The organism is Arthrobacter sp. Cza30, assembly GCF_059090765.1.
On sequence record NZ_JBNHGA010000013.1, the window covers coordinates 1 to 23,882 of the forward strand.

The following is a 23,882-nucleotide window of genomic DNA, read 5'->3' on the forward strand; positions in this document are numbered from 1 at the left end:
GTGTGGGAGAGTAGGTCGCCGCCGGACATTCTTTGAACACGGAGAAGGCCCCGCCAATGATGGCGGGGCCTTCCCGCGTTTAACCACCAACCACCCCGCTGCCGGACTAGGCTGGGGCTATGAATTCGTCCCTGTTCTCCCATGCGCCGAGTGAGCCGGAATCCTCCAAGAGCTCCGATCCGCTCCACTGCCGCGTTACCGTGCCGCAGGAAAGCCAAGAGGCTTTCAGCGGCTTCACCGACCTCATCCATCTGTGGTGGCCGGTGGACCGGCAGAGCGTGGCGGGCGAGGGCAGCCACGTGGAGTTCGAGGACCATGTCCTGACAGAAACCACGCTGGACGATGAGGTCCATGTCTGGGGCGAAATCCTGGAATGGGCGCCCGGCAGCCACTTGCGCTGCACCTGGCACCCGGGCACGAGCCCCGTGGCGTCGGGGGAAGTCGACGTCGACTTCGTGGACGTCGGCGAGGGCCGCACCGAGGTGCGACTGACCCACTCCGGCTGGGAGAACATGCCCGAGGGCGGGCGGGAGCGGGCCGCCTATGCCGACGGATGGCCACAGGTGCTCGGCCGGTACGTCCGGTTCATGGGAGGGACTGCGTGACCGGCAACAACAACGGAACGACCACCGGAGGCCTCGAGAGCGTGACGGATTCTTTTCTGGAGGAACTTCAGCGTGCCTTGCCTACGGGATCGGTCAGCACCGAACCCACGGATTTGGCTGCCTGCGCCACCGACCAAGGCCCGGTCCTCGACCACCAGCTGCCCATCGCCGTCGTCCGCGCGCAGAGTGTGGAGGACGTGCAGGCGGTGATGCGGGCCGCGCATGCTGCGGGAGTGCCCGTGGTGTGCCGCGGGGCGGGCACAGGGGTCTCCGGCGGAGCGCACGCGTCCAAGGGCTGCCTGGTGCTCAGCCTCGCGGCCATGGACCGGATCCTGGAGATCCATCCGGAAGACGAAATCGCCCGCGTGGAACCGGGCGTGATCAACGCCGACCTGAATGCCGCCGTCGCCGAGCACGGGCTGATGTACGCGCCGGATCCGGCCAGCTATCGCAGCTCCACCATCGGCGGGAACATCGCGACGAACGCCGGCGGTCTGCGCTGCGCCAAGTACGGGGTGACCCGCGAATCCGTGCTGGGGCTTGACGTGGTGCTCGCCGACGGGACGCTGATCCGCACCGGCCACAGGACGTTCAAGGGCGTGGCCGGTTACGACCTGACCGGACTGTTCGTCGGCTCGGAGGGGACCCTGGGCGTGGTGGTCGGCGCGACGCTGCGGCTGCGCTACCTGCCGGCCGCCGTGGAAACAGTGGCGGCGTTCTTCCCCGATGTGGCAACTGCCGCGGCCGGAGTATTGGCGGTGGGACGCGCCCGGGTACAGCCGTCGATCATGGAACTGCTGGACGGAAACACCATGGCGCAGCTGGACCGGGAGCAGGGTTCCAACCTGCGCAGCCGCGGCGCGGCGCTGCTGCTGATCCAGACCGACGGCTATGCGGCCGAGGTGGAAGCCGGCATCATCCGCGAGGTCCTCGCCGGGCTCGGCGCCGAGATCAAGGCGGCGGACACCGCCGAAGCCATCCGGCTGATGGATCTGCGCCGGCACAGCCGCGGCGCCGAGGTGGACGATCATTTCCGGGTGGGGGAGGACGTCGCGGTCCCCCGCTCCCAGCTGGTGCACTACATCAATGAACTGCAGAACATCGCCGAGCGCCACGGCGTCGGACTGAAGGTGGTGGCGCACGCCGGCGACGGCAACCTGCATCCGACGTTCTGGGTCGGGCCCGGGGACGTGGCCAAGCTGGCTGCGCTCAACGAGGCGCTGGACGAGTCCATCGACGTGGGGCTGGCGCTGGGCGGCACCATCACCGGCGAACACGGCATCGGCCAGTTCAAGGTGCGGTGGCTGGGGCGCGAGCAGAGCCACGAGGTGCTGGAACTGCAGCGCCGGCTGAAGGATGTGTTCGACCCTCGGGGGTTGCTGAATCCCGGCAAAGCGTTGCCGGCGCGGATCTCCGAGTCCACGTCGGCGTGAGCCGCCCGTGCGGGCTGCATGCCGGCCGTCCGTGCGCCCGCCAGTAGGCTGGTGGCATGAGGAAAGAGACGTTGTGGGAAGAGATGAAGCGCCGGAACCCGGGCCATTCGGCGTGGTACATCCAGCGCTTCGAGCAGATGCGCGCCGAAGGAGCCGACCTGCACGGTGAGGCCCGGCTGGTGGACGCCATGGTGCCGCGCGGCAGCAGGATCCTCGACGCCGGCTGCGGACCGGGCCGGCTGGGCGGCGAACTGGCGCGCCGCGGACACTCGGTGGTCGGCGTCGACATCGATCCCGAGCTGATCGAAGCGGCCCGCCAGGACCACCCGGACTGTACCTGGCTGGTCGGCGACTTGGCGGAGCTGGACCTGCCCGCGCAGGGCATCGCCGAGCCGTTCGACGTGATCGTCAGCGCCGGCAACGTGCTGACCTTCCTGGCCCCGGGCACGTCGGGCGAGGTGCTGCGCAACCTGGCCGGCCACCTGGCTCCCGCCGGCCGGCTCGTGGCAGGGTTCGGCGCCGGCCGCGGCTACGACTTCGACGAGTTCTTCTCCGACGCCGCGGCGGCGGGCCTGACCCCCGACCTGCGGTTGGCCACCTGGGATTTGCGCCCGTTCACCCCGTCGTCGGACTTCCTCGTGGCGATCTTCAGCAAGACCGAAGGGCGGCAAGCCGGACCTGCCTGAGCGCTGTCAGCCTTCGTCCGTCGCGGCCGCGTCCAGGGCGGCGGCGGTCCGCGCATCCGGATCGAGCATGATGGCGGCCTCGTCGCGGCGGTGGCGCAGCACGGTATCGACGTAGGACTGCACCGCCTCCGCCAGCGGCACGTTGCGGTCCTGCGCTTCGGAGATATACCAGCGGTGCTCGAGCACCTGATGGACCACTTCGGCCGGTTCCAGCTTGCCCGCCAGTTCGCGCGGTATGGCCCGGACAATCGGTTCGAAGACCTGACGGACCCAGCTGTGCGCGCTGATCTCCTCGCTCTGCTCCGGCTGGTTGTCCGCCCGGTAGGCATCCAGGTCATTGAGCAGCCGGCGTGCCTGGTTCGCCTGCACATCGAGGCCCGTGAGCCGCAGCAGCCGGCGCTGGTGGTGCCCGGCGTCCACCACCTTGGGCTGGAGCTGGATGGTGGCCCCGTCGGCGGTGGTGTTGATGGAGAACTCCTCCACGTCGAACCCCAAATCGTTCAGGCGGCGGATGCGGGCGTTGACCCGCCACCGCTCACCCAGGTCGAACGACTCCTCCGCCGTCAGTTCCACCCACAGCTTGCGGTAGCTGTCCATGATCCGCTCGCTGGTGGCCACCGGATCCACTCTTTCCTCGAGCAGGCCGCCCTCGATGAGGTCCATCATCTCGCCGGCGATATTCACCCGCGCGATCTCGAGGTCGTGCTCGCGCTGGCCGTCCGAGAGCCGCTGGTGCAGCTCACCGGTTTCGGCGTCCACCAGGTAGGCCGCGAACGCTCCGGCATCGCGGCGGAAGAGCGTGTTGGACAGCGAGACATCGCCCCAGAAGAACCCCACCAGGTGCAGGCGCACCAGCAGCAGTGCCTGCGCGTCGATCAGGCGGGTCAGGGTCTCCCGCCGCAGCGTCTGGGAAAACAAGGCGCGGTACGGCAGCGAGAAACGAAGATGCCGGGTGACCAGCACCGGTTGCAGGGGAGTGCCGTCGCTGCGCAGCCGCCCGGTCATCACGGCCACCGGTTCCACGCAGGGGATAGCCAGCCGCTGCAGCTTGCGCAGCATCTGGTATTCGTGCCGGGCAGCTTCTTCGCCGGTCTCCTTGATCGCCACCACGCCCGCGCCCAGCGGTGCGAACCGGACCACGTGCCGGGACAGCCCGCGGGGCAGCGCGGCCAGGTTTTCCGGCGGCCAGTCTTCCAGTGCAAGATGCCAGGGCAGGTCCAGTAGCCGCTCGTCGGCGGTCGCCGCGGTGATGCTCAGCGACGCTATCGACGCGGCCCCGCCGGACAGGGCCGCGTCGGCGGCCCCTGGGACGGGACCGCCGGTGCCGGGATGTTGGTCAGCCATGATGACTACATCCTAGGCGCGGGGCCTAGTCGGCTGTCTTGCCGGCTTCGATCGGAGTATTGAGGTCCTCCACGGAGGCGGGCGGCGTGCCGGGGGCATGCTCGCCCAGCCGCAGCCCGTTCTCGGTGTCGAACAGGTGCACGTGGCCCTCCTTGGGCCGCACATAGGTGGTGCTGCCGGCCGGCGGCGGGGTGCGCCCGTCGACGCGGCCGGTGATGTCGTAGCGTTTGCCGTCCAGTTCGGTGTGCCCGTAGACGTACGCGTCGGCGCCCAGTTCCTCGACGACGTCCACGAACACCGCGAGCCCCTGGCCGTCCTCGGCGCGCTCCAGGTCCTCCGGCCGGACCCCCAGCGTGACGGTGTTTCCGTGCGCGGCGTCCAGCAGGTTGCGCGGCACCGGGTACGTCAGGCCGCCGAACTGGACACCGCCGTCGGTCACCGGCAGTTCCAGCAGGTTCATGGCCGGCGAGCCGATGAAACCGGCCACGAAGACGTTGGCCGGCCGGTCGTAGAGGGCGCGCGGGGTGTCCACCTGCTGCAGGATGCCGTCCTTGAGCACCGCCACGCGGTCGCCCATGGTCATGGCTTCCACCTGGTCGTGGGTGACATAGACGGTGGTGACGCCCAGCCGGCGGGTCAGGGAGGCGATCTGCGTGCGGGTCTGCACGCGCAGCTTGGCGTCCAGGTTGGAGAGCGGTTCATCCATCAGGAAAACCTGCGGGTTCCGCACGATCGCCCGGCCCATCGCCACGCGCTGGCGCTGGCCGCCGGAGAGCGCCTTGGGCTTGCGGTCCAGGTACTCCTCCAGGTCCAGCAGCTTGGCCGCCTCGCGGACCCGCTCGACGCGTTCTTCCTTGGACACGCCGGCGATCTTCAGGGCGAAACCCATGTTGTCGGCAACGGACATGTGCGGGTACAGCGCGTAGTTCTGAAACACCATGGCGATGTCACGGTCTTTCGGCGGAATGTCGGTGACGTCGCGGTCGCCGATCAGGATCCGTCCCGAGTTCACGTCTTCCAGGCCGGCCAGCATCCGCAGCGAGGTGGACTTGCCGCAGCCCGAGGGGCCGACGAGGACCAGGAACTCGCCGTCGGCGATCTCCAGCTTGAGGCTGTCCACCGCGGGCTTTTCGGTGCCCGGATATAAGCGCGTGGCATTGTCGAACGTTACCGTTGCCATGGTCGTTTTCCCTTCACGGGCAGGTACGTGCCCGACGATCCGTAGTGATGGGTGCGTATGCAGTTTTCGAGCCGCCGCACGGCGCTGTGAGGCGGCTCACGCCCTCAGTATGCCACGGCTGTCAACGAGCCCCGGGGGCGCGGGCGACCGGCGGCGCGCCCCCGGAAAGCTGCCCGGCCGCCGGTCGCGCCCGGCCCCGCTAGGCCGGCAGGGCGGCGGCCCGCAGCTCGGCCAGCAGGGCCAGCGCGGCCGCGAACGTCTGCGGAGAGTCCACCCGGTTGGCCGCGGCGGTGTCTCCCGGCCCCACCTTGACGCCGACGTCGGAGCCCCGCAGCACGGCGAAGGCATGTTCGTCGGTCACGTCGTCGCCGGCGAAGAACACGGCGGTCGCGCCGGTGAACGAGCGCAGCAGCCCCAGGCCCTGGCCCTTGTCGGCGCTGAGCACCGACGTCTCGAGCACGCGCTTGCCGTCGCTGAGGTACAGCCCGGGGACCTCCTGGAGTGCGGCGCGGGCGCGCTCCGTGGCCGCCGCCGCCACGTCGTCGGCGGCCGTGCGGGTATGGAGCACGACGCCGGCCGGCTTGGCTTCCAGCCGGGTGCCCGGATGGGCGGCCACTACGTTTTCGACGACGGCGGTGGCCGCCGCCAGCGCCTGCTGCTGTGCGTCGTCCAGCACCAGGGGAGGGCTGTCCGGTCCGGTGAAGACCTCGCCGCCGTGCGAGCCGATGAGCAGGGTCCGGTCGTCCGGGGAGGCGACGGCGCGCAGGCTGGCCAGCGCCCGGCCGGAGATGAAGGCCGTGGACGTCCCCGGCAGCGCCGCCAGCGCCGCCACGGCGGCTGCCGAGGCCGGCAGGGGACGGGCGTCCTCGGCCCGCGGCACGATCGGCGCCAGCACGCCGTCGAAATCCAGCGCCACCAGCAGCGTCTCGGTGCGCGCGAGCCGCTCCAGCGCCTCCCGCAGCTCCAGCGGCACCAGATCCCGGGCCGCACCGGGGTCTGCGGGCGCGTGCGGCTGCCCCTCGTCGCGGCGCTTAGTCATCGGCCTGCGGCTGTTGCAGGGCCTTCAGGAAGGCGCGTGACCAGTGTTCGACGTCGTTCTGCAGGATCTGCCGGCGCATGGCCCGCATCCGGCGGGTGGCCTCGGCCGGCGGGATGTTGATGGCCCGGATGATGGCGTCCTTGAGCCCGTCGATGTCGTGCGGGTTGACCAGGATGGCTTGCTTGAGCTGGTCCGCGGCACCGGCGAACTCGCTGAGCACCAGCGCCCCGTCCACCCCCTTGCGGGAGGCTACGTACTCCTTGGCCACCAGGTTCATGCCGTCGCGCAGCGCCGTCACCAGCATCACGTCCGCGGCCAGGTAGAGCGCCACCATTTCCTCCACCGGGTAGCTGTGGTGCAGGTAGCGGATGGCGGTGTTTTCCAGGGTGTCGTACGTGCCGTTGATCCGGCCCACCGAACCTTCGATTTCCTCGCGCAGCAGCCGGTAGGACTCGACGCGCTCGCGGCTGGGCGAGGCCACCTGGATCAACACGGCGTTCTCCACGTTCAACTTGCCGTCTTCCAGGAGTTCGCCATAGGCCTTGACCCGGTGCCGGATGCCCTTGGTGTAGTCCAGCCGGTCCACGCCCAGCAAGACAGTGTCGGGGTTGCCCAGCTCCTGCCGGATCTGCTCGGACCGGGCGATCACGTCCGGCCGGTGGGCCAGCTCGCTGATATGGGCCACGTCGATGGAGATCGGGAAGGCGCCGGCCTTGCAGAGGCGGGCCCCGCCGTCGTTGTTGACCACCTGCACCTGCTGCTGGCGCACATTCAGGCCGCTAAAGCGGCGCACACAGCGCAGGAAGTTGCTGGTGTCGCTGGGGCGCTGGAAGCCGACCAGATCGGCCCCGAGCAGGCCCTCAATCACCTGTCGGCGCCAGGGCAGCTGGGCGAAGATCTCCAGCGGGGGGAACGGGATGTGGTTGAAGAAACCGATCTTCAGGTCCGGGCGCATCTCGCGCAACAGCTTGGGAACCAGCTGCAGCTGGTAGTCCTGCACCCAGATGGTCGCACCCTCGGCGGCGATCTCCGCGGTTGCCTCGGCGAAGCGCCGGTTGACCGTTTTGTAGCATTCCCACCAGGCGCGGTGGAACTCCGGCGGGGCGATCACGTCATGGTAGAGCGGCCAGAGCGTGGCGTTGGAGAAGCCTTCGTAATACAACTCGACGTCGTCGGCGCTCAGGGTCACCGGGACCAGGTGCATGTTGTCGTGGTCGAACGGGTCCACTTTCTCGTCCGGTACCCCCGGCCAGCCCACCCAGGCGCCGTCGGTCTTCGCCATCACCGGGGCCAGTGCCGTGACCAGCCCGCCGGGCGAGCGCCGCCAGGGACCCTGACCGTCGTCCTCGGGGGCTCGGTCCACCGGCAGGCGGTTGGAGACGACGATCAGGTCGTACTCCCCGTACTGAGATCCTTCTGCTGCCTCACCGTTCATCTCTGCGGAATTCGCCAACTGACCTCTCCTTTGTGTATACCGTCCTGCTCATGACTTTATAAGGAATAGCAACCCGAGGCTTCCCCTGAGGGCGCTGAAACTGTAAACGTGAACGCGGCCACTCGTTCCGCCCGAACATTGAACTTGCAACTAAACTAGAGCTGTAGTGCCCTGCCTGGGCGAAGCAGACCAACAAGACGCGAGGATCCATGGCTACCCAAAACAGCCCTAAGTCGACCAAGGCCGAGCGCACTGCTGCGGCCCGCGAGAAGGCCCGCCAGATACGCGAAGAGCAGCAGAAGCGCGAAAAGCGGAACTCGCTGCTGGTCAAGGGCGGGGTGGTCGTCGCTGTCCTGGTGATCATCGCGGTGATCGCCGGGGTTGTCATCACCAACCAGCGCGGGCAGGTCGCCGACGCCGGTGCCGCGCCGGCCCACGGCAACGAGTTCGGCGGCTACACCATCACCCAGGACGGACTGGCGGCCACCGAGCCCATCCAGGTCGACGTGAACAACATCCCGGAGCCGGCCTCCACCGAGGGCGATACCATCGTGCCGCCGGGCGTTGCCGCCGCGCCCGAGGGGGAACCGGCGAACATCGTGGTGTACGTGGACATGGGTTGCCCGGTCTGCAAGGACTTCGAAGGACAGTACGGCGGGTACCTGACCGACCTCACCTCCTCCGGCGAGGCAACCGTGGAGTACCGCGTGGCGACCTTCCTCGACCGCGTCTCCACCACCAACTACTCGTCCCGGGCAGCCAACGCAGTGGCCTGCGTGGCAGACTCCCACCCCGAGGCCTTCAACGGCTACCTGACCCAGCTCTTCGCCCAGCAGCCGACGGAAGGCGGGGCCGGGCTGGACAACGCCACCCTGACGAGCATCGCCGGAAGCGCCGGAGCCACCGACGTAGCCTCCTGCATTGACGACGGCGAATTCCGCCCCTGGACCGCGTTCGTCAACCAGACGTTCAACGAATACCAGGTCGGCGGCACCCCGGCGGTCTTCGTCGAGGGCCAGAAGTGGACGAACTCCGGCAACTTCCAGGAGTTCGCCCAGGGCATCATCGACGCCCGCGCCTAAGTGATCTGCCGGGCTGGTCCCGGCCGGTTCCGGGCGGCGGCTGCTGCGGTTTCACGCAGGGCCGCCGCCTGGGCTAACCTTATCTAGCCGGTTTTGTCCGGCACGCTGGCTCTGCGGCCAGCACGCCTCCTTAGCTCAGTTGGCCAGAGCACCTGTCTTGTAAACAGGGGGTCGCCGGTTCGAATCCGGCAGGGGGCTCCGCGCACCCTTCTCTCACTCCGCAAAACGCCAGTCCAGAAGTCCTTCAGCTTTGGGAACAATAGGACTTGCAGCGCATGGACAGGCAAAGCACACGGCGACGCCGGAGTTTCAGGGCCCGGTGCGAGTGTTGGAGGGGCGCCGGGGCGGCTGTGCGGGGCATCCGCGACAGCCGACAGCGCACGTTTGCCTCAGAGCCTGTAACCGCGGGGCCCAGGGCTGAAGCAGCCGACGTAAGATGGCTGGCGTTCCCCGGGAGGCTCCAGAGCGGCCGAAAGTCGACACAGACCCGTCGCGGAAGGCCGTTCTGGCACAGCTTGGCCGCTCTGGAGGATCGCGGCCGTCGCGAATGTCCAGCGACTGTTCCAGCTTCTCGGCCCGATCATTGTCGGCGGTCTGGGTAAACGATGATTTGGCAACTCGTGCTTGCCATGGTGCCGCCGCTGGACTACCAGCAGATTGGTATAGCCTTCTTCTCAGCTTGACCCTCCCGACAGAATGGACCAGTCGTGCCGACTGAACGACTTCACGCACAAGCAGCGGATCAGAAGACGGGCAGGCTCGCCCTGGGACTATCTCTCCTGGGCCTGGCACTCTTCCTGGCCGGCCTGCTGCTGCCGACGCTCTGGGCGCTCCTGTGGGCGTCGTTGCTGCCGCTGCTGGCGGGCCTGATCGCCGGCCTCATGGCACTCTCGAAGAATGCGGGCAGGAAACCGGGAGTCTGGGCAATCGTCATCGCCATGCTGCCCATCCTCGCCGCAGCCGTCTTTGGTGCGCTGGTATGGATGGCGCTCTCCAGCGTTTCCTTCCTTTAGCAGAAAGCCCCGCACCGAGTGCGGGGCTTCTTTATGCAGCAGAGGAACTCGCCTCAAACGCCTCAAGACTCATGAGATCACGAGACCCGACAACGGGACTGTCCCTAGGCTAAGCTGCCTTTGCGGCTTTCACCTCGGGGCAGGGCCATTCAACGAGTCGGACGAAGTTGCCATCGTCGTCGTAACAGCAGTCCTCGCAGATCGCCGGTGCGGGCAGCTCGTCGCAGGCGTCGCAGCGGCCGCACGAGTTGGGATCCATATAGTCGATTCCGATGCCGCGGGAATGTGTAGTAGCCATCTCGTCCTCCTTTTCTCCTTCTGAGGTTGCTGCCAACCTAACACCGGCCTCTGACAGGATCGGAAATTTCAACCGGCGTTGCCGGGACCGGCCGGGATTCGCGGTACACCGGAGGCAAGGAGCGAGCTGTTTATGGCGCGGGCGACGGGCGACGGGCGGCGGGCCAGGGGCCAGGGGCAGGTGTGAGGGGGTGAGAAAAGACATCACGGTACCCCTCCGCCGTCGCCGGATTGGCTCTAAATTGAGGCGGCGCGGGGTGCCGCCGTCAACGATCCCCAGACCAGCGCCTCAACCCATTGTGTGCCCGCCCATCGACGCCTACCCTAAAAAGCCAAGGGTAGGAGTTGGCCATGGAAGTCACCCTTTTCGTTATCGACCTCGTGCTCGCCTTTGCCCCTTTCATGGTGCTGGTGCTCGTGCCGAATCGACGGGAAGGCCGACCCGTTGCACCGCACCGCCGCTCCACCTCCGGCTTGGCAGCTTCCCGCCGGGCCAGGAAAAAGGTAGTCCCGGAAGGGGCCGGGAATCCACTCCTGCCAGCGCCGGCGGGTCTCGGTGGGGGAACCGCGGCGACGGTGCGGCTGCGGCCAACCCGGCGGCCCACCCGACCGAGGTTCCGCCGCGACCCAGGACGTCACGCCCGGGGGCCGCGATAAACGCGAGCATGGGGCCCGCGTGTTGAAACAGCTTCCATGGTGCTCACGGTTGTTTGCCTTCTGCCCGCTCAGGAGCCCCTGAACGGCGGAACCGATCCCTGGCTGCGGCCTCCTCCCTGACCGCGAAGACTATTGATCCCGGACCTGCGCTTCCGTTTGCTCCACCCGCTCTGCTCCACCTTCATATGCCCGTCGCTACGGCGTGTCCACCGGGATGGGATGAGGCGTCTGCCGTAGACATGAAGGGACATGGAGAAGAAGAACCCCCTCGCACTTGCCGGCTTGGCGCTGGCCGTCCTGCTGTCCGCCTGCACCTCGCCCGCCGAAGCGGATCAGCCCCTGGTCGCCCCCACCATCGAGGTGACCGGCAGCCCCGAGCCGACCTTGGTTCCCGAAACCACGGAACCCGCCGAGGAGACGGAGGAGCCCAAGGCGCCGCCGGCGCAGGAACCGGAGGAGGAAGCTGCCGCCGGCACCGCGCTGCAACAACTGGAGGGCATCGCGATCAAGGGCCGCGCCCCGAAAACCGGATACTCGCGTGATCAGTTCGGCGACGGCTGGCTGGATCCGGACCGTAACGGCTGCGACGCGCGTAATGACATCCTCCAGCGCGATCTGGAATACACGGTTCTCAAGGCCGGCGGCTGTGTGGTCACCTCAGGGGTGCTGGCCGATCCCTTCACCGCCACGACCATTGACTTTGTCCGCGGCAACAAGACCAGCACCGCCGTCCAGATCGATCACGTTGTCGCCCTGTCGGACGCCTGGCAGAAGGGCGCCCAGCAGCTGGCGAAGAACCAGCGTGAAGTCTTCGCCAACGACCCGCTGAACCTGCTGGCGGTCGACGGACCCACCAACGGCTCCAAGTCCGACGGCGATGCTGCGACCTGGCTGCCGCCGAACAAGGCGTTCCGCTGCGAATACGTGGCACTGCAGACCGCCGTCAAAGCCAAGTACGGACTCTGGATGACCCAGGCCGAGCACGACGCCATCAAGAACATCCTCTCCAAGTCCTGCCCGGACCAACCGGTCCCGGCCGACGGGGGAGTGGACGTGCCCGTGGCAGCCGCGCCGGCGGCACCCAAGCCCGCTCCTGCGCCAAAGCAACAGCCTGCACCGGCACCTGTCCAGGAGGCGCCCGCCGGCGGGAACGTGTTCTACAAGAACTGCACCGCCGTGAAGGAAGCCGGGGCGGCCCCGATCCGGGCCGGCGACCCCGGCTGGGACACCAAATTCGACCGCGACGGCGACGGGGTCGGCTGCGAGAGCTGACCAGAACCGACGAGCAGACGAGGGCGGTTGAACCGCCCGGCGCATGGTTCCACGAAGGGCCAGACAGCGCAGCGGTGGCAGGGCGATCAGTAGCGGCGCCGCAGTCTCATCCGGAGGGGGCGGCCGTCGGGATCGAAGAGGAGGCGGTAGGCCGGGGCTGCCAACCGGCGCTGCCAAGGTGATCCCTCTGCCGGGGTATGGGTGCGCAGCCGTCCTGGCGGCCCCGGCACCAAGCGGCCTGCACGATGCCAGGCATCGAGCTCGTCGGCACTTGAGCGGATGGCGCGAACCGCCTGCCGGGGATCGAGGAGGTCGGCGTTATCGCCGGGGACGCGCCCCAGATGTTCGCAGAGTAGCCGCAGGCGCAGGTCGCGGGCGAACGGGCGGGCACCGTCACCGAGTTTTGCCGGGTCTGTCGGGTTCCTCGGGTCGCGCTGTTCGTCGAGCACGGCGGCCGTGAGCTCGGAATCGTGGCTCCAGGATCGCCGGTTCAGGTTGGCGCTGCCCACCGCGGCCCAGACATCGTCCACCACGCAGACTTTGGAGTGGACATAGATTGGCCAGCCCCGCCCGTTTTCGATGTCCAGCATCAGCACCCGGTCGCCTCCGGCGTCGTGCACCATGCGCCAGGACAAACCCTGGCCGAACAGCGCCGGCGGAACCTTGAGCCTGCCCTCCTGGTCCGGGAAGCGGGGACACACTGCGATGACATGGAGGCCGGGATTGCGGCTCAGGGCTTCGGCGAAAACCCGGCCGACGTCGGCGGACCACAGATACTGGTCCTCCACGTACACCAACTGTCGCGCTCGCCGCAGCGCCTTCGCGTAACCGCGGGCCACGCTGCGCTCGCCGCCGGGTGCGAACGGGTACCCCGGCGAGCGTTTGGGGTATGTGCGCAGCAACTGCACGTCGCAGCCGCCCGCGGCAGGCGGGGCCGGCCGCGCTGGCGGCAAGGGGGAGGCCTTCTGCCGGAGGCCGCGGATCACGTCCGGCAGCCGGTGCCAGGGCAGGCGTGTCATCGGTGCGGGATCGTTCCAGCGCTCGCGAAACACCTTTTCCACTTCAAGGACAGCCGGCCCGCGCAGCAGCAGCTGCACGTCGTGCCACGCTGGAGTCGGCCCGTAGGCGGCGGCGAAGCTGCGGGGCTGCGGGTCTCCCTGATGGGCCTCGTCGTCGCCGCGGGAACGGGCCAAATCCATCCCACCCACGAAGGCGACGTCCGTGCCGGGATGGGCCGCGCGCCGGATGACCACGAACTTCTGGTGATGGCTGCCGAACCGGCGAACGCGGTGGTCGAGCAGCATCTCGGCGCCCGATGCGTTGACGTCGGCGGCCAGCTCCCGGTTCTGTCCCAGCGTGCCCACTATCCAGGAGGGATGCGATCGCCACAGCAGCCCCTTGACCTGGGCTCCGCGCCGCGCGCTGCGGCTCAGCGCTTCCGCCACGGTCAGGCCGGCGGTGAGCAGCTCTTCGGCGTCCATGCGCCACCCGGCAATCAAAACCAGGTCCCCCGGCCCCGTCGCAGCCAGCTCAGCGCCCAGGAGCGGGAAATACTCCCGGCCGTGCAGCAGCACGCGCACCTCGTTGCCGGCCGTCCATGGGAGCAGCTGTGTAGCGTCGTTGCCCCGCTCCGCCCCCGACAACAGCCAGTGTTGGGGATAAGAGCCGGCCGCTCCTCCCGCCAGCCTCATCTCAGCATCATGCCCGCCCGCCCCGGCACCGGGCAATGCACAGCCCGGTGGACCGGGTCCGGGATGTCACACCCGGGCTCGGCTTAGCGGCTGCAATGAGTTGCGACAGGTGCTCCCAGCGGAGGTGCGTTCCGGGTCATTCCCGGGTGGACTCGGGCAAGGAAGCCCCGGCCGAGCCGTACTGGAAAAGGCGGGGCGTGGCTGCGGAGAGCTCTTTGGCAAAGCGGACCAGCATTGCGCCGAGGATTTCCCGGTCTTCGGGAGACCACGTGGAGAGTATTTCGTCGAAGGCCGCCGCGCCGGCCTCGCCGATTTGCCTTTGCAGTTCTGCCTGATTAGCTCCCCGGGGTGGGGGAACGTATCAGGCAGATGATGGTGTTGAACACCGCGTCGGTCGCGTCGGTTGCTCGGTCGTATCGTCATCAGGCGCAGGGCATTACTCCTGCACAGTGGCGGCATGTGCCTTGCGATCTGGCAGACCCGGCTGGGTCTGCTGTAGGCGCTGGCACTCCTTCGATTCTGGGGATTGCTCGACCCAGTGAAACACCCTGCCGCAAGGCTCGACATTGGAGCCGGCTCAAACCCGGTAAGGGGCCGGGGCCTTCCTCCCGATCACTCAGGGGCGTTTGGCTACCCAGCTTGGCTTTGAAAATTTCCTCGGTCTGTCCGAGACACGCGGGGTGTCCACCCGTCGTGCGACTACTCAACCGTTGGCGCGGTTGATAGACTCCACTTTCAATTTGAAGAGCAAACTTCATGATCCCCCGGCGGTTGGCGCTACCGGGGGATTTCTCTTTGTCCGGCGGGGCGTGTCGCGTACCCCTTCCTGGGGGCCATCGCCGGTAGGGTCTGGGGCATGACGCCCCCTGATACCCTCCAGATTTCTCGGTGCTACCCGTCATGACGGCCACGACGAAACCCCCGGTGATGGGGCTGGCTGAAGCGGCCAAGACGTGCGGCGTATCCGTGTCCACGGTGCGCCGGAAGCGCGAAGAACTCAGGGAACACGGAGCCTACGAAACGGGCCGGGGCTGGCAGATACCCGTCACTGCCCTGATCGCGGTGGGACTGATGACGCGCACCACTGAAGCCCCTTCAACTGACACCCCACCTGCTACCCCTGACGGCCCCTTGAAGGCCGAGGTTGACGCCCTGCGCCAGCAGTTGGCGGCAGCTACCCAGCGTGCCGCCGTCGCCGAGGAGCGCGTGGACGGTATGCGTGCCCTGGTCGCCGCCCACGAGCGGATCATTGAGACGCAGGCTGTTGCCCTCAGGATGCTGGAGAAAGGTTCAACCAAGCCAGAGCCCACCACGTCCGGCGATAGGCCCGCAGAGAGCCGTACAGAGCCTCCTGCACCTGCCTCTCGTCCTACTCCAGATGCAGAGAAGGACGGGCGTCAGCCCGTCCCGTTCCTGCGCCGACTGCTGGGCCGGTGAGTATCCTGAGCGAATGACGCTCAGTCCTGCCTTGGACCTGCCGCCGATCCTGTCCCGGCTCGTCCGAGGAACTTCCGACACCTCTTATGCGCTGCTGCTCCGTGACCTGCTCATTGGTGAATACGAAGCATATGCGCGCGTGCTGAATCCCGCCCTCGCGCCGGACGGCAGGCGTTGCACTTGGCAAGAATTGGCAGGATCAGGATTTGAAGTCGACGCCGAAACTCAGTGGAGCGACATCCTCATAAATAGCGACCATGACCTGGGCACCTTTTCTGGTCCCGAGATGGGAACCATCGATCCTTCAACTGCTGACCACCTGATATCTGTTCTTGAGTCCTTCACCACTGCTGCGGAAGATTGCTACTTCCTTACGTGGGAAGGCTACGCGGGTCTGCTCGCGGATGTGGCCGGGGCACCGACGGTCTTAGTCGCGCCGGATAGGAGAATGCATGTGTTGCGTGGGTCGCTGCGCGATGCCCTGCAGCCGGTTGAAGATCCTCCCGGACGTCTGCCCATGTGGTGGCTGCCGGCCGACGGCGCCTGGTGCGTGGGGAATGACATCTACGCCCGCAGTGTCTTCGTCGGCGGAACCAACCCCACAATCGCTGCCCTAGTCGAGAATCCTTGGCTGGAAGCATATTTGGCCTGGCCCGGTCTCTCGCCGGCACCCGAAGACTTCTGATAAAGAGCCTCCTGCGCCTGCTTCTCCCCCGGCTCCAGACACGGAAAAGGACGGGCGTCAGCCCGTCCCGTTCCTGCGCCGCCTACTCAGCCGGCGGTAATCACTACGCGTCCGATGACGAACTCCCCGATGACGGTTTCTCCATCCTGTTCAAACACGGGGATGGTCCGGCTCTTTCCGGCGTTCTCTTCCTGCCACGCCAGTGCTTCTTCCGGCGAACTGAAGTTGGGGTGCGCAAGATCCGTTGAGCGTGAGTATCCGGTCAGGCCATTCGTGGCGACTACAGAAATGAGGTCTGGTGGGACCGGGCTATCTCCCTGGATGCCGTAAGACTGGCCGTTCTCGTTGACCGGCCAGCCCGGTATATCGCCGTACGAAGTCGGGCATTCATCCCCGCTCTCAGCGCAAGGCAGGGCCACCAGACTCTCTTCGGTCCCTTGGGCTAAAGCAACTGAGCCGCCGGCAAGCAGCGATCCGGCGATTATCACGCCTACGAGTACCCCTGTTGATGGCCTCCACATGGGCACATCCTACGGATGCCCTGCAGTTTCGAACAGCACGGAAGGGACACAGGATTGCCCCCGTCCACCTTGCGCGTTCTAAACCTCCATCCTTCGGCCCCGTTCCTGGAGGGCACGCCGCAGCGTGACCGACTCCAACACCGCCTTGACGGTGGATGCGTGCCACGCTTTGCCCGTCGCTGTGGTGATGCCTTCAGCGGTGAGAGCTTCCGCGATCTTCCGTAGGGACAGGCCGCGCTCGCGGTCGGTGTGGATCCGCAACATGACTTCCACCGGCAGGACGGCAGTCCTGCCCATGTGTTCCCCCTGGGCGGCCTTCTCCTGCATTGCCGCCGCCGTCCGTGCACCGATGAACTTACGTTCGATCTCTGCGAAGTTGAGCGCCATGTTGTACATGCCGGCTCCCATGATGGTGGCCGTATCGACCCCGAGGTCGAGACAGATGATGCGCCACCCTTGACGCTGGGAATCGGCCAGCAGCCGGGTACCGTCCTCCATGTTCCTGGAGAGCCGATCCAGCTTGGAGACCATGAGTCCCTGGTACTTGCCGGCCTTCAGGTCTGCCAACACTGCCAGCATCTTCGGGCGCTTGCTGATGGTGGCCGCGCTCGCGGCCAGCTCCTCGACCAGCTCCAGTTCGTACCCCATGCGGTTGGCTTCGCGCACCAGCTCCGCACGCTGTACGTCGGGGCTGATGTCCTGCTTGTCGGTGGAGACGCGGATGTACCCGACAACGCGGATTGCCTGGTCGGCGTGGATCACTTCGGGAACCGATGAGGTGGTGGTCATCTTCAGCTGACGCCCCGCCTGCTACCCCTGACGGCCCTTTGAAGGCCGAGGTTGACGCCCTGCGCCAGCAGTTGGCGGCAGCTAATCAGCGTGCCGCCGTGGCCGAGGAACGGGTGGACGGTATGCGTGCCCTGGTCGCTGCCCACGAACGGATCATTGAGACGCAGGCTGTGGCCCTCAGGATGCTGGAAAAAGGTTCACCCCAGCCCGAGCCCGTTGTGTTCGACGATAGGCCCGCAGAGAGGCACACAGCGCCTCCTGCGCCTGCCTCTCATCCGGCTCCAGATGCAGAGAAGGACGGGCGTCAGCCCGTCCCATTCCTGCGCCGCCTGGGGCTGATAGGCCGGCGGTAGTCCTGGGCCGTCGTGTTGCAGCGGCTTGAAGCTGGCATGTCAGGATGGGCCCATGTCTCAGAAGGCCCACTCAAAGAAGAAGATCCATTCGAGGCTTGCCCACTCTATGAGGGAGGTCCGGCCGGTCACTATCTTGCGCACCGTCGTGCCGGACTGGGAGATTCAGGGCATCGTACTGGACCTCGGTGCCAAGTGGGTCCTGCTGGCATCCATTCGAGATGGCGGGTACCTGGATGGCTACCGGGTCCTCAGGCTGGCGGATCTGCGCCGGGTGGATCAGGAAACCACGTTCGAGAAGTTCCTCCACCAAGACGAGCAGTGGCCGCCGGCGAAGCCCGCGGCTTCATTCGACCTCGCGAGTCCGCGGGCCATCCTCGAAACCGCGACGGCGGCGGGCACGATCGTCTCAGTGTTCCGGGAAACGAAGCATCCGGGCATCCGTCTGATCGGCGTGCCCGGAGGTTGGACCAAGAAGTCCGTCGGGTTGCTGACCATCGACACCAAAGCCAACTGGGAGGACTTCCTGGAGGAGATCCGGTTCAAGGACCTCACCCAGATCGCCTTCGGAGGTGACTACGACAAGGCGCTCATGTCCGTAGTCGGCGCTATCCCGCCGGAGACCGAATCCAAGTATGGACTTTGAACCGCTGGGGCTGGCCGACAGGCCAGCGCCTTGGCGACTGTCTACCCCTTGTAGGCGCCCCTTGGCAGTCAGGCCCTTGAGAGCGGACTGAACCTTCCTGCGCCGGCTACTAGGCCGGCGATAGCCCTTCTTCCTGGAGGGCACGCCGCAGCGTGACCGACTCCAATGCGCCGGCTACTTGGCCGCGGGTAGGTGTCGTTCACCTGATCAGGCTTCCGTCACCCCCGCGGCGCCTGAACATTACCCAAATGACCCGTGCGATAACGAACAGCACCAGGGCGGCCCCCAGGGCGGCTAGTCCCATAAATCCGAGAGTGATTCCAATCCGGAGTGCAGAGGGCCGGATGTCGTCGTTGGCTTCAGCAATCCCACCGAAACCAAGCCAGGTGAAAAAGGCACTAGTCAGGCCGACGACAACCATCGTCGAGCCAACCCCGTATACCGCTGCATTCGATAACCGGCCCACGTCTCCACACCCCTTGTCGCTCTACCTTCCGGCCATCCTATGAGCTGCTACAACCCACCTTGGAGGGCACGCGCCAGCGTGACCGACTCCAACACCGCCTTGACGGTGGATGCGTGCCACGCCTTGCCCGTGGCCGTGGGGATGCCTTCGGCGGTGAGAGCTTCCGCGATCTTCCGTAGGGACAGGCCGCGCTCGCGGTCGGTGTGGATCCGCAACATGACTTCCACCGGCAGGACGGCAGTCCTGCCCATGTGTTCCCCCTGGGCGGCCTTCTCCTGCATTGCCGCCGCCGTCCGTGCACCGATGAACTTACGTTCGATCTCTGCGAAGTTGAGCGCCATGTTGTACATGCCGGCTCCCATGATGGTGGCTGTGTCGACGCCGAGGTCGAGACAGATGATGCGCCAACCCTGACGTTGCGAGTCGGCCAGCAGTCGGGTGCCGTCCTCCATGTTCCTGGAGAGCCGGTCCAGCTTGGAGACCATGAGCCCGTGGTACTTTCCTGCCTTCAGGTCTGCCAGCAGTGCCAGCATCTTCGGGCGCTTGCTGATGGTGGCCGCACTCGCGGCCAGCTCCTCGACCAGCTCCAGTTCGTACCCCATGCGGTTGGCTTCGCGCACTAGCTCCGCGCGCTGCACGTCGGGGCTGATGTCCTGCTTGTCGGTGGAGACGCGGATGTACCCGACGACGCGGATTGCCTGGTCGGCGTGGATCACTTCGGGAACCGGTGAGGTGGTGGTCATGACCTAACTGTACACAATGGGAACCCTTTATGTACAACCGGCATTACTGCGCGCGTCCATCTTTCTTGCGCCCACGCACAACCAAAACCAAGAGGCACGCCATGCCGGCAGCTGTGAACCATAACCCTGCACTGCCCTGGACTGCGAAGATCAAAGACAACACCAGCATGACCGCCGCGAATCCGGCGAAAACCCAACGCGTTGCGCTCATCGTTCCTCCAATCACCGGGCAGGTGAACTGAACCTACCTGACGGAGCAGGGGGTAGCCCCCATATCGCGACACCCCTGTGCCCGCCCGTACATGGCGGTTGCGGAAGCGTACGGGTATTCACGGCGACGGTTCCTCTCCTGCCAAGCGAGCCACGCCGAGACTTCGGGGGCCGTCCTGGAACCGGACATAAAGCACAAACCTTCGTCCATCCGCATTGTCATTGGCCCAGTCGAGGGCTTCATGAACGTCACGTACACCGGTGAGCAGCCATTCGTCGCTTCCGTCAGCCACCACCCGACCGCTTCCGTCCTTGATAGGCCCCCAAAAATCAACCCGGTAATCAGGGTTCTCTTCAAGGGATGACTCAACCCGCGGATCGATTTGATTTGCTTCCACTGCTGCTTCCCGTTCTCTCGATGGCGATCACGGCAGCGTACTTGCACCAGCAGGGGTGGGGGTATGCCCCTTCGGGCCCGCGCCAGCGGGACCGGTAGTCATAGCGACTTTTGCCGCGGACGGGTTGGAAAGTATTTCTTGAGCCAACTTCCCCGTGGTTACTGGGATGCAGGGCTATTGGTTCGGGGAACTTTAGGCTCGCGCCAGCTTCACAACCGATGGGTAGGAAGTGGGGCCTGGGTACCGGTGCACGGGCTGACCATCCAGCCCGAACCCGGATGGCTCCCCTGGTTGCGCCCGCCCAATGGGGAGGCCCTTCAGCACGGCCCACGCGGTGACGTCCAACGGCATCTCGGGAATCAACAAGAGCACCCGGGCGATGTCGTCCCGCGTGAGCTCCCTGCCGTCGCGCTCCTTCCGGGTATTGCTGATCAGCGTCATCGGCATGAGGTGATCGGGGCGCACGCAAAGCGGGTTCCGGCAGACATGATCCAACGTCAGGCCCGGCTCGTGGCCACCAATGAATGAGTTGTAGCTGTACCGGTGGGCAAGCCATTCGTGGTTGCCCACGTTGATCAGCGGGTACCTCCCGACCTTGGCGGCCTTGCCGCCCTTCGGTGCCCTCCCGTTCTTCCGGCCAAGCCAAATCCAGCACCCGTTCTCCGGATCCCCTTTGATCTGGGAGGCGAACTTGTTCCTGGTCTTCTCGATCGCGTCCGGCGTCCGGTGGGTTTCCGTCAGCAGCAGGTAGTCATGGCGCCGGCAGTATCCCTGCCGCGAATCCTTGGGCTTGAGTCCGAGGCGTACTTCGCATCCATCGTGCTTGCACATCGGGAGGGTCCGGGTCCAAGCCTTGTAGTGGGCGGCGCACATCCCGCGTGCTTTATGTGGCTTCCGTTCAGTGCGGGGCCGCGTGCTGATGCACACAATGCAGCCGCGTTGGTACCGGGCTTTGGGCCTCGCCAACGGTCCTCCTGGTCTGTCTCCATTAATTCCGACAGGCCATCTTATCCGTCCACCGTTCAGGCGCTGTCTCCCTTGCGACAACAGGGAACACAAATTGCGTTCGGTCAGATTGCCTATCAGCAGAGTTGGGGCATAAGCGGCGTTGTAGACGGCCTTCAAAGTTGGCCGCGTAGCTCCAGCGGAGCGGCTTGTTCGGAGCGGCTTGTTCGGAGCGGCTTGTTCGGAGCGGCTTGTTCGGGTCTGCATGATGCCCAGCGCAGCGCCCCCGCCAGGGGACTACGGCCTGCCGGCCGGACTTATACCGGTGTAACCGTATAGCTTGCTCCGTCTGGAACTGGCGGTGAAAGGTGCCTGTGGGGCCGCGGAGCTCCAGCGGAGCGGCCCCACCAAAGCAGCTATCTGGCTCCCCACGTTTAGGAAGTTATTGCTTCGCAACGCAACAACCATTTGTGCCTTACGTTTCTGCGGTTAGCGTGAGACAAACGTTGTCACACACCAGACAGGGAAATGATGCAAACCGTAGCCAAACTGACAGACGCGATGTTTCGTCCAGCTCTCGGCGTCTTGGCTGCGGCCTTGCTCCTCTCGGTGACGGCCTGCGGCCAATCCGAGGGGTCACAGGCCGCACAGCAAGCAGAGACAGAGCAAACTCAGGACCAGCGAGACCCCAAGGAATGGGCGGCCCAGCAATTCAACGAAGAGCAATGGGGAGCCCCCGGCGTCACCCAGGCCTCGGGCGGCCTCGGCCCCGGCGCGGGACTGGAATTTACACCCGAAAATCCGGGCTCCTATAACATCGGCATGGTCTGCGAGGGCGCCGACTCCATGACGATCACCGTCACGGCGGCAACCAGCGAACTCGAAACCAAAAGCGTGGACTGCGGATCCGAGGTGACGACAACCATGGAGTTGCCGGCCAGCAAGGTCCTGATTGCAGTCGAGGGTTCCTCCGAGGCCAAGGGCATGTGGGCTATGGCAGTGGCGTCGTCCGAAGCTCCATAGCTCTTTCTGGCTACAGCTGCATGGGGTTGCGGAGCGCCAGCGGAGCAACCCTCCTGGTAAATCTACGCATTCCCAGCCCGAGCACCTGACCAAGCACCTTGGCGGGGATGCTGACCTGCCGTCGTGGTCCCCTGTCTGGGGTACTACCCGTAGGGGTTTGCCTGTCTCTCCGCGGGTGCCTGGGCTTAGAAAGGTTCCTGTGGAACCGGACACCGCAGAGAGAGCAGAGGGGCGAGGGAGGGCAGGATTTCGATTCCGCTGGCTGATGTGCCGAGAAGGGTGGCGCGGCGATCCGCGGGGTCAGGTTGGCGTTCGATCAGTCCTCTGCCTTCTAGCCGGCGGACCTGTGGGTTCATGGTCGATTTATTCACCCCCCACTGTGCGGCCAGGTCAGAAAGCCGCATCGGGCCGTTCCCGGTCAGGTATTCCAGCAGCGCCGTATCGGTTGGTGAGAGGTCAGCGGCTGCCGGACCAAAGACGAAGTGTCGGATTTTTTTCCTGCTCGCCCACTGGAGCATCAGGGCGAAGCCGTGACGGACCTGGACTCCTGATGTCGGCCTGCCGCCGTCGCCCGCTTTTGTCGCTGTATCGGTCATGGGAGAAGCCTACTAAGAAAGGTTCGGTTCGGCTAACCGAACTAAATTTGTTAAACTTGTGGTGTCCACAGAAGCAACACCACTGGAGGTAGGAACATGACCAGCGCATCATTCCAGCATCAGTCCGCCGTTTCCGTTCCGGCGGCTCCGGGAACCTCGGCCGTGCTTGCCGAGTTCAAGGATTACCTGCAGGCGCAGCGCCTGGTGGACCGCCTCTCGGATGAGAAGTTCCCGGTGGAGCACGTACGCATTGTCGGCCTCGGCATCAGCAGCGTGGAGCAGGTCACGGGCCGGATGACCAAGGGTAAAGCCGCGCTGGCCGGTGCTGCGGGCGGCGCCTGGTTCGGACTGCTCATCGGACTTCTGTTCGGCCTCTTCGTCCCCGGCATTGTCTGGCTGAGCGTGCTGCTGGGAAGCGTCGTCATCGCAGCCGTATGGGGGGCCGCTTTCGGTTTTATCGGGCATTGGAGCACCGGCGGACGCCGGGACTTCAAGTCGGTCAAGTCCCTCGAAGCCGAGCGCTACGCCGTCATGGTCGACGCCGACTACTTCGCGACGGCGGCTGCCATCACCAATCGGTAGCCTCCCGAGGGGTACCGGCGTCTCCTTCGGCGGAGGGCGGGAGAGCCCGGGCCGCGGTTCACCCTGCGCCTTGGGGGCCTTGCCTATCAATGACTTGAGTCGATGACTTTGAGTCGTTGTGGTGTCACTTGCGGGATTCGGGGTCCTCGTCTCCAATGTGTCCGGCGGCGTTCGCGTCAAGGACACGCTGGACGAAGGCGGAGTACTCCTCCATGTAGTGGCGCAGGAAGGCCTGCGTGGACTCGTCCCTGACCTCGCCGTCGTCACCGTAGATGTCCGGACTGAAGCTGATGTAGGCCTCGGGTGCATTGAGTTGCGGGGCATCCAGGAAGCTGAGAACGCTGCGCATGCTCGACTGCATGACGGCGGTGCCGATGCCTCCCGGGGAAGCGCCGATGATGCCGGTGGGCTTGCGGGCGAAGGAGTTGGTCCCCCACGGGCGGGACCCCCAGTCGATGGCGTTCTTCAAGGCGCCGGGAATGGACCGGTTGTATTCGGGTGAGATGAAAAGGATGCCGTCGGAGGCCTCCACCGCTTCCTTCAGTGCCCGGCCCTCGGCGGGATAGTCGGCGTCGTAATCCGAGTTGTAGAGGGGGAGGTCCCGGATGGGGATCTCGTTGAACTCCAAACCCTCCGGGGCCAGCTTGATCAGCGCCTTGGAGAGGGTCCGGTTGATGGACCCGCTGGCCAAGCTCCCGACAAAATATCCGATCCGATAGTTGGGCATGACGGTTTTTCCTTCCACACAGCCGGCCGG

24 protein-coding genes and 1 tRNA gene are annotated in these 23,882 nt (G+C 66.0%); 12 read left to right on the top strand and 13 right to left on the bottom strand.

The window, feature by feature from the left end; genetic code table 11:
* Positions 1 to 119: 119 nt before the first annotated feature.
* From AC5RVZ_RS30350 to AC5RVZ_RS30360, 3 genes are read left to right on the top strand one after another with little or no spacing between them, the layout of a single operon-like run.
* Positions 120 to 605, top strand: a complete 486-nt coding sequence (locus AC5RVZ_RS30350; protein ID WP_494069328.1) for an SRPBCC domain-containing protein — start codon at positions 120 to 122, stop codon at positions 603 to 605.
* A 41-nt stretch (positions 606 to 646) separates the two neighbouring features.
* Entirely contained in the window at positions 647 to 2,038 is a 1,392-nt protein-coding gene (locus AC5RVZ_RS30355; RefSeq protein ID WP_494069420.1) for an FAD-binding oxidoreductase, read from the top strand.
* Between the two features lie 56 nt (positions 2,039 to 2,094).
* Positions 2,095 to 2,724 (top strand): class I SAM-dependent methyltransferase, encoded by a 630-nt coding sequence (locus AC5RVZ_RS30360; RefSeq protein WP_494069329.1) that lies wholly within the window; start codon positions 2,095 to 2,097, stop codon positions 2,722 to 2,724.
* Between the two features lie 6 nt (positions 2,725 to 2,730).
* On the opposite strand, the gene AC5RVZ_RS30365 is transcribed toward AC5RVZ_RS30360, so the two are convergent.
* From AC5RVZ_RS30365 to otsA, 4 genes are all read right to left on the bottom strand, one after another.
* On the bottom strand, positions 2,731 to 4,068 hold the full coding sequence (locus AC5RVZ_RS30365; RefSeq protein WP_494069330.1) for a DUF4032 domain-containing protein: 1,338 nt from the start codon (positions 4,066 to 4,068) through the stop codon (positions 2,731 to 2,733).
* A gap of 25 nt (positions 4,069 to 4,093) precedes the next feature.
* A complete protein-coding gene (locus tag AC5RVZ_RS30370) occupies positions 4,094 to 5,248 on the bottom strand; it encodes an ABC transporter ATP-binding protein (protein WP_493979431.1) in 1,155 nt (384 codons plus the stop codon).
* Between the two features lie 199 nt (positions 5,249 to 5,447).
* Positions 5,448 to 6,287, bottom strand: coding sequence for a trehalose-phosphatase (otsB, locus tag AC5RVZ_RS30375; protein WP_494069331.1), 840 nt, complete (start codon positions 6,285 to 6,287; stop codon positions 5,448 to 5,450).
* Positions 6,280 to 7,722, bottom strand: coding sequence for an alpha,alpha-trehalose-phosphate synthase (UDP-forming) (gene otsA / locus AC5RVZ_RS30380; protein WP_494069421.1), 1,443 nt, complete (start codon positions 7,720 to 7,722; stop codon positions 6,280 to 6,282). The genes otsB and otsA overlap by 8 nt, the downstream gene beginning before the upstream one ends.
* Before the next feature lie 209 nt (positions 7,723 to 7,931).
* Between otsA and AC5RVZ_RS30385 the strand changes: the two genes are divergently transcribed.
* The 3 genes from AC5RVZ_RS30385 (at position 7,932) to AC5RVZ_RS30395 (ending at position 9,817) form a co-directional block, all read left to right on the top strand.
* Positions 7,932 to 8,804 carry a DsbA family protein gene (locus tag AC5RVZ_RS30385; RefSeq protein ID WP_494069332.1) on the top strand — a complete coding sequence of 291 codons (873 nt, stop codon included), beginning with the start codon at positions 7,932 to 7,934 and terminating at the stop codon, positions 8,802 to 8,804.
* A gap of 124 nt (positions 8,805 to 8,928) precedes the next feature.
* Positions 8,929 to 9,002 (top strand) — tRNA-Thr (locus AC5RVZ_RS30390).
* 509 nt (positions 9,003 to 9,511) lie between these two features.
* A complete protein-coding gene (locus AC5RVZ_RS30395) occupies positions 9,512 to 9,817 on the top strand; it encodes a hypothetical protein (protein ID WP_494069333.1) in 306 nt (101 codons plus the stop codon).
* A 109-nt stretch (positions 9,818 to 9,926) separates the two neighbouring features.
* On the opposite strand, the gene AC5RVZ_RS30400 is transcribed toward AC5RVZ_RS30395, so the two are convergent.
* Positions 9,927 to 10,115, bottom strand: a complete 189-nt coding sequence (locus tag AC5RVZ_RS30400) for a hypothetical protein (RefSeq protein ID WP_494069334.1) — start codon at positions 10,113 to 10,115, stop codon at positions 9,927 to 9,929.
* A 905-nt stretch (positions 10,116 to 11,020) separates the two neighbouring features.
* Between AC5RVZ_RS30400 and AC5RVZ_RS30405 the strand changes: the two genes are divergently transcribed.
* Positions 11,021 to 12,043, top strand: coding sequence for a GmrSD restriction endonuclease domain-containing protein (locus AC5RVZ_RS30405; protein ID WP_494069335.1), 1,023 nt, complete (start codon positions 11,021 to 11,023; stop codon positions 12,041 to 12,043).
* A gap of 86 nt (positions 12,044 to 12,129) precedes the next feature.
* Here AC5RVZ_RS30405 and AC5RVZ_RS30410 read toward each other — a convergent pair whose 3' ends face one another.
* Complete coding sequence (locus AC5RVZ_RS30410) at positions 12,130 to 13,617, bottom strand: phospholipase D family protein (protein WP_494069336.1); 1,488 nt, start codon at positions 13,615 to 13,617, stop codon at positions 12,130 to 12,132.
* Between the two features lie 1,017 nt (positions 13,618 to 14,634).
* Between AC5RVZ_RS30410 and AC5RVZ_RS30415 the strand changes: the two genes are divergently transcribed.
* Together AC5RVZ_RS30415 and AC5RVZ_RS30420 are read left to right on the top strand one after the other, a co-directional pair.
* Positions 14,635 to 15,171 carry a hypothetical protein gene (locus AC5RVZ_RS30415; protein ID WP_494069337.1) on the top strand — a complete coding sequence of 179 codons (537 nt, stop codon included), beginning with the start codon at positions 14,635 to 14,637 and terminating at the stop codon, positions 15,169 to 15,171.
* 13 nt (positions 15,172 to 15,184) lie between these two features.
* Positions 15,185 to 15,856 (top strand): hypothetical protein, encoded by a 672-nt coding sequence (locus AC5RVZ_RS30420; RefSeq protein ID WP_494069338.1) that lies wholly within the window; start codon positions 15,185 to 15,187, stop codon positions 15,854 to 15,856.
* 86 nt (positions 15,857 to 15,942) lie between these two features.
* Here the strand turns inward: AC5RVZ_RS30420 and AC5RVZ_RS30425 are convergent, their stop codons facing one another.
* Both AC5RVZ_RS30425 and AC5RVZ_RS30430 read right to left on the bottom strand, forming a co-directional pair.
* Complete coding sequence (locus AC5RVZ_RS30425; protein ID WP_494069339.1) at positions 15,943 to 16,344, bottom strand: hypothetical protein; 402 nt, start codon at positions 16,342 to 16,344, stop codon at positions 15,943 to 15,945.
* A gap of 111 nt (positions 16,345 to 16,455) precedes the next feature.
* Complete coding sequence (locus AC5RVZ_RS30430; RefSeq protein ID WP_494069340.1) at positions 16,456 to 17,166, bottom strand: recombinase family protein; 711 nt, start codon at positions 17,164 to 17,166, stop codon at positions 16,456 to 16,458.
* A gap of 405 nt (positions 17,167 to 17,571) precedes the next feature.
* Between AC5RVZ_RS30430 and AC5RVZ_RS30435 the strand changes: the two genes are divergently transcribed.
* On the top strand, positions 17,572 to 18,162 hold the full coding sequence (locus AC5RVZ_RS30435; RefSeq protein WP_494069341.1) for a hypothetical protein: 591 nt from the start codon (positions 17,572 to 17,574) through the stop codon (positions 18,160 to 18,162).
* 513 nt (positions 18,163 to 18,675) lie between these two features.
* On the opposite strand, the gene AC5RVZ_RS30440 is transcribed toward AC5RVZ_RS30435, so the two are convergent.
* The 3 genes from AC5RVZ_RS30440 to AC5RVZ_RS30450 all read right to left on the bottom strand — a co-directional run bounded on the left by AC5RVZ_RS30440 (position 18,676) and on the right by AC5RVZ_RS30450 (position 20,810).
* Positions 18,676 to 19,371: a recombinase family protein gene (locus tag AC5RVZ_RS30440; protein ID WP_494069342.1), complete on the bottom strand. Its 696-nt coding sequence runs from the start codon at positions 19,369 to 19,371 to the stop codon at positions 18,676 to 18,678.
* A 329-nt stretch (positions 19,372 to 19,700) separates the two neighbouring features.
* Entirely contained in the window at positions 19,701 to 19,979 is a 279-nt protein-coding gene (locus AC5RVZ_RS30445) for a hypothetical protein (RefSeq protein ID WP_494069343.1), read from the bottom strand.
* A 192-nt stretch (positions 19,980 to 20,171) separates the two neighbouring features.
* On the bottom strand, positions 20,172 to 20,810 hold the full coding sequence (locus AC5RVZ_RS30450; RefSeq protein WP_494069344.1) for an HNH endonuclease: 639 nt from the start codon (positions 20,808 to 20,810) through the stop codon (positions 20,172 to 20,174).
* Positions 20,811 to 21,452: 642 nt separating this feature from the next.
* On the opposite strand from AC5RVZ_RS30450, the gene AC5RVZ_RS30455 reads away from it, so the two are divergent.
* Positions 21,453 to 21,947: a hypothetical protein gene (locus AC5RVZ_RS30455; RefSeq protein WP_494069345.1), complete on the top strand. Its 495-nt coding sequence runs from the start codon at positions 21,453 to 21,455 to the stop codon at positions 21,945 to 21,947.
* A 185-nt stretch (positions 21,948 to 22,132) separates the two neighbouring features.
* On the opposite strand, the gene AC5RVZ_RS30460 is transcribed toward AC5RVZ_RS30455, so the two are convergent.
* Positions 22,133 to 22,543, bottom strand: coding sequence for a MarR family winged helix-turn-helix transcriptional regulator (locus tag AC5RVZ_RS30460; RefSeq protein WP_494069346.1), 411 nt, complete (start codon positions 22,541 to 22,543; stop codon positions 22,133 to 22,135).
* Positions 22,544 to 22,639: 96 nt separating this feature from the next.
* Here AC5RVZ_RS30460 and AC5RVZ_RS30465 point away from each other — a divergent pair, with 96 nt between their 5' ends.
* Entirely contained in the window at positions 22,640 to 23,125 is a 486-nt protein-coding gene (locus AC5RVZ_RS30465; protein WP_494069347.1) for a general stress protein, read from the top strand.
* A 124-nt stretch (positions 23,126 to 23,249) separates the two neighbouring features.
* On the opposite strand, the gene AC5RVZ_RS30470 is transcribed toward AC5RVZ_RS30465, so the two are convergent.
* Positions 23,250 to 23,852, bottom strand: a complete 603-nt coding sequence (locus tag AC5RVZ_RS30470; RefSeq protein ID WP_494069348.1) for an NADPH-dependent FMN reductase — start codon at positions 23,850 to 23,852, stop codon at positions 23,250 to 23,252.
* Positions 23,853 to 23,882: the final 30 nt, after the last annotated feature.

Bases quoted from the DNA above. Each gene is read 5' to 3' on its own strand.
- AC5RVZ_RS30350 (WP_494069328.1), top strand. From the start codon at position 120: ATGAATTCGTCCCTGTTCTCCCATGCGCCGAGTGAGCCGGAATCCTCC.
- AC5RVZ_RS30360 (WP_494069329.1), top strand. From the start codon at position 2,095: ATGAGGAAAGAGACGTTGTGGGAAGAGATGAAGCGCCGGAACCCGGGC.
- AC5RVZ_RS30365 (WP_494069330.1), bottom strand. From the start codon at position 4,068: ATGGCTGACCAACATCCCGGCACCGGCGGTCCCGTCCCAGGGGCCGCC.
- AC5RVZ_RS30370 (WP_493979431.1), bottom strand. From the start codon at position 5,248: ATGGCAACGGTAACGTTCGACAATGCCACGCGCTTATATCCGGGCACC.
- otsB (WP_494069331.1), bottom strand. From the start codon at position 6,287: ATGACTAAGCGCCGCGACGAGGGGCAGCCGCACGCGCCCGCAGACCCC.
- otsA (WP_494069421.1), bottom strand. From the start codon at position 7,722: ATGAACGGTGAGGCAGCAGAAGGATCTCAGTACGGGGAGTACGACCTG.
- AC5RVZ_RS30385 (WP_494069332.1), top strand. From the start codon at position 7,932: ATGGCTACCCAAAACAGCCCTAAGTCGACCAAGGCCGAGCGCACTGCT.
- AC5RVZ_RS30400 (WP_494069334.1), bottom strand. From the start codon at position 10,115: ATGGCTACTACACATTCCCGCGGCATCGGAATCGACTATATGGATCCC.
- AC5RVZ_RS30405 (WP_494069335.1), top strand. From the start codon at position 11,021: ATGGAGAAGAAGAACCCCCTCGCACTTGCCGGCTTGGCGCTGGCCGTC.
- AC5RVZ_RS30415 (WP_494069337.1), top strand. From the start codon at position 14,635: ATGACGGCCACGACGAAACCCCCGGTGATGGGGCTGGCTGAAGCGGCC.
- AC5RVZ_RS30420 (WP_494069338.1), top strand. From the start codon at position 15,185: ATGACGCTCAGTCCTGCCTTGGACCTGCCGCCGATCCTGTCCCGGCTC.
- AC5RVZ_RS30430 (WP_494069340.1), bottom strand. From the start codon at position 17,166: ATGACCACCACCTCATCGGTTCCCGAAGTGATCCACGCCGACCAGGCA.
- AC5RVZ_RS30435 (WP_494069341.1), top strand. From the start codon at position 17,572: ATGTCTCAGAAGGCCCACTCAAAGAAGAAGATCCATTCGAGGCTTGCC.
- AC5RVZ_RS30440 (WP_494069342.1), bottom strand. From the start codon at position 19,371: ATGACCACCACCTCACCGGTTCCCGAAGTGATCCACGCCGACCAGGCA.
- AC5RVZ_RS30450 (WP_494069344.1), bottom strand. From the start codon at position 20,810: ATGTGCAAGCACGATGGATGCGAAGTACGCCTCGGACTCAAGCCCAAG.
- AC5RVZ_RS30455 (WP_494069345.1), top strand. From the start codon at position 21,453: ATGATGCAAACCGTAGCCAAACTGACAGACGCGATGTTTCGTCCAGCT.
- AC5RVZ_RS30460 (WP_494069346.1), bottom strand. From the start codon at position 22,543: ATGACCGATACAGCGACAAAAGCGGGCGACGGCGGCAGGCCGACATCA.
- AC5RVZ_RS30465 (WP_494069347.1), top strand. From the start codon at position 22,640: ATGACCAGCGCATCATTCCAGCATCAGTCCGCCGTTTCCGTTCCGGCG.
- AC5RVZ_RS30470 (WP_494069348.1), bottom strand. From the start codon at position 23,852: ATGCCCAACTATCGGATCGGATATTTTGTCGGGAGCTTGGCCAGCGGG.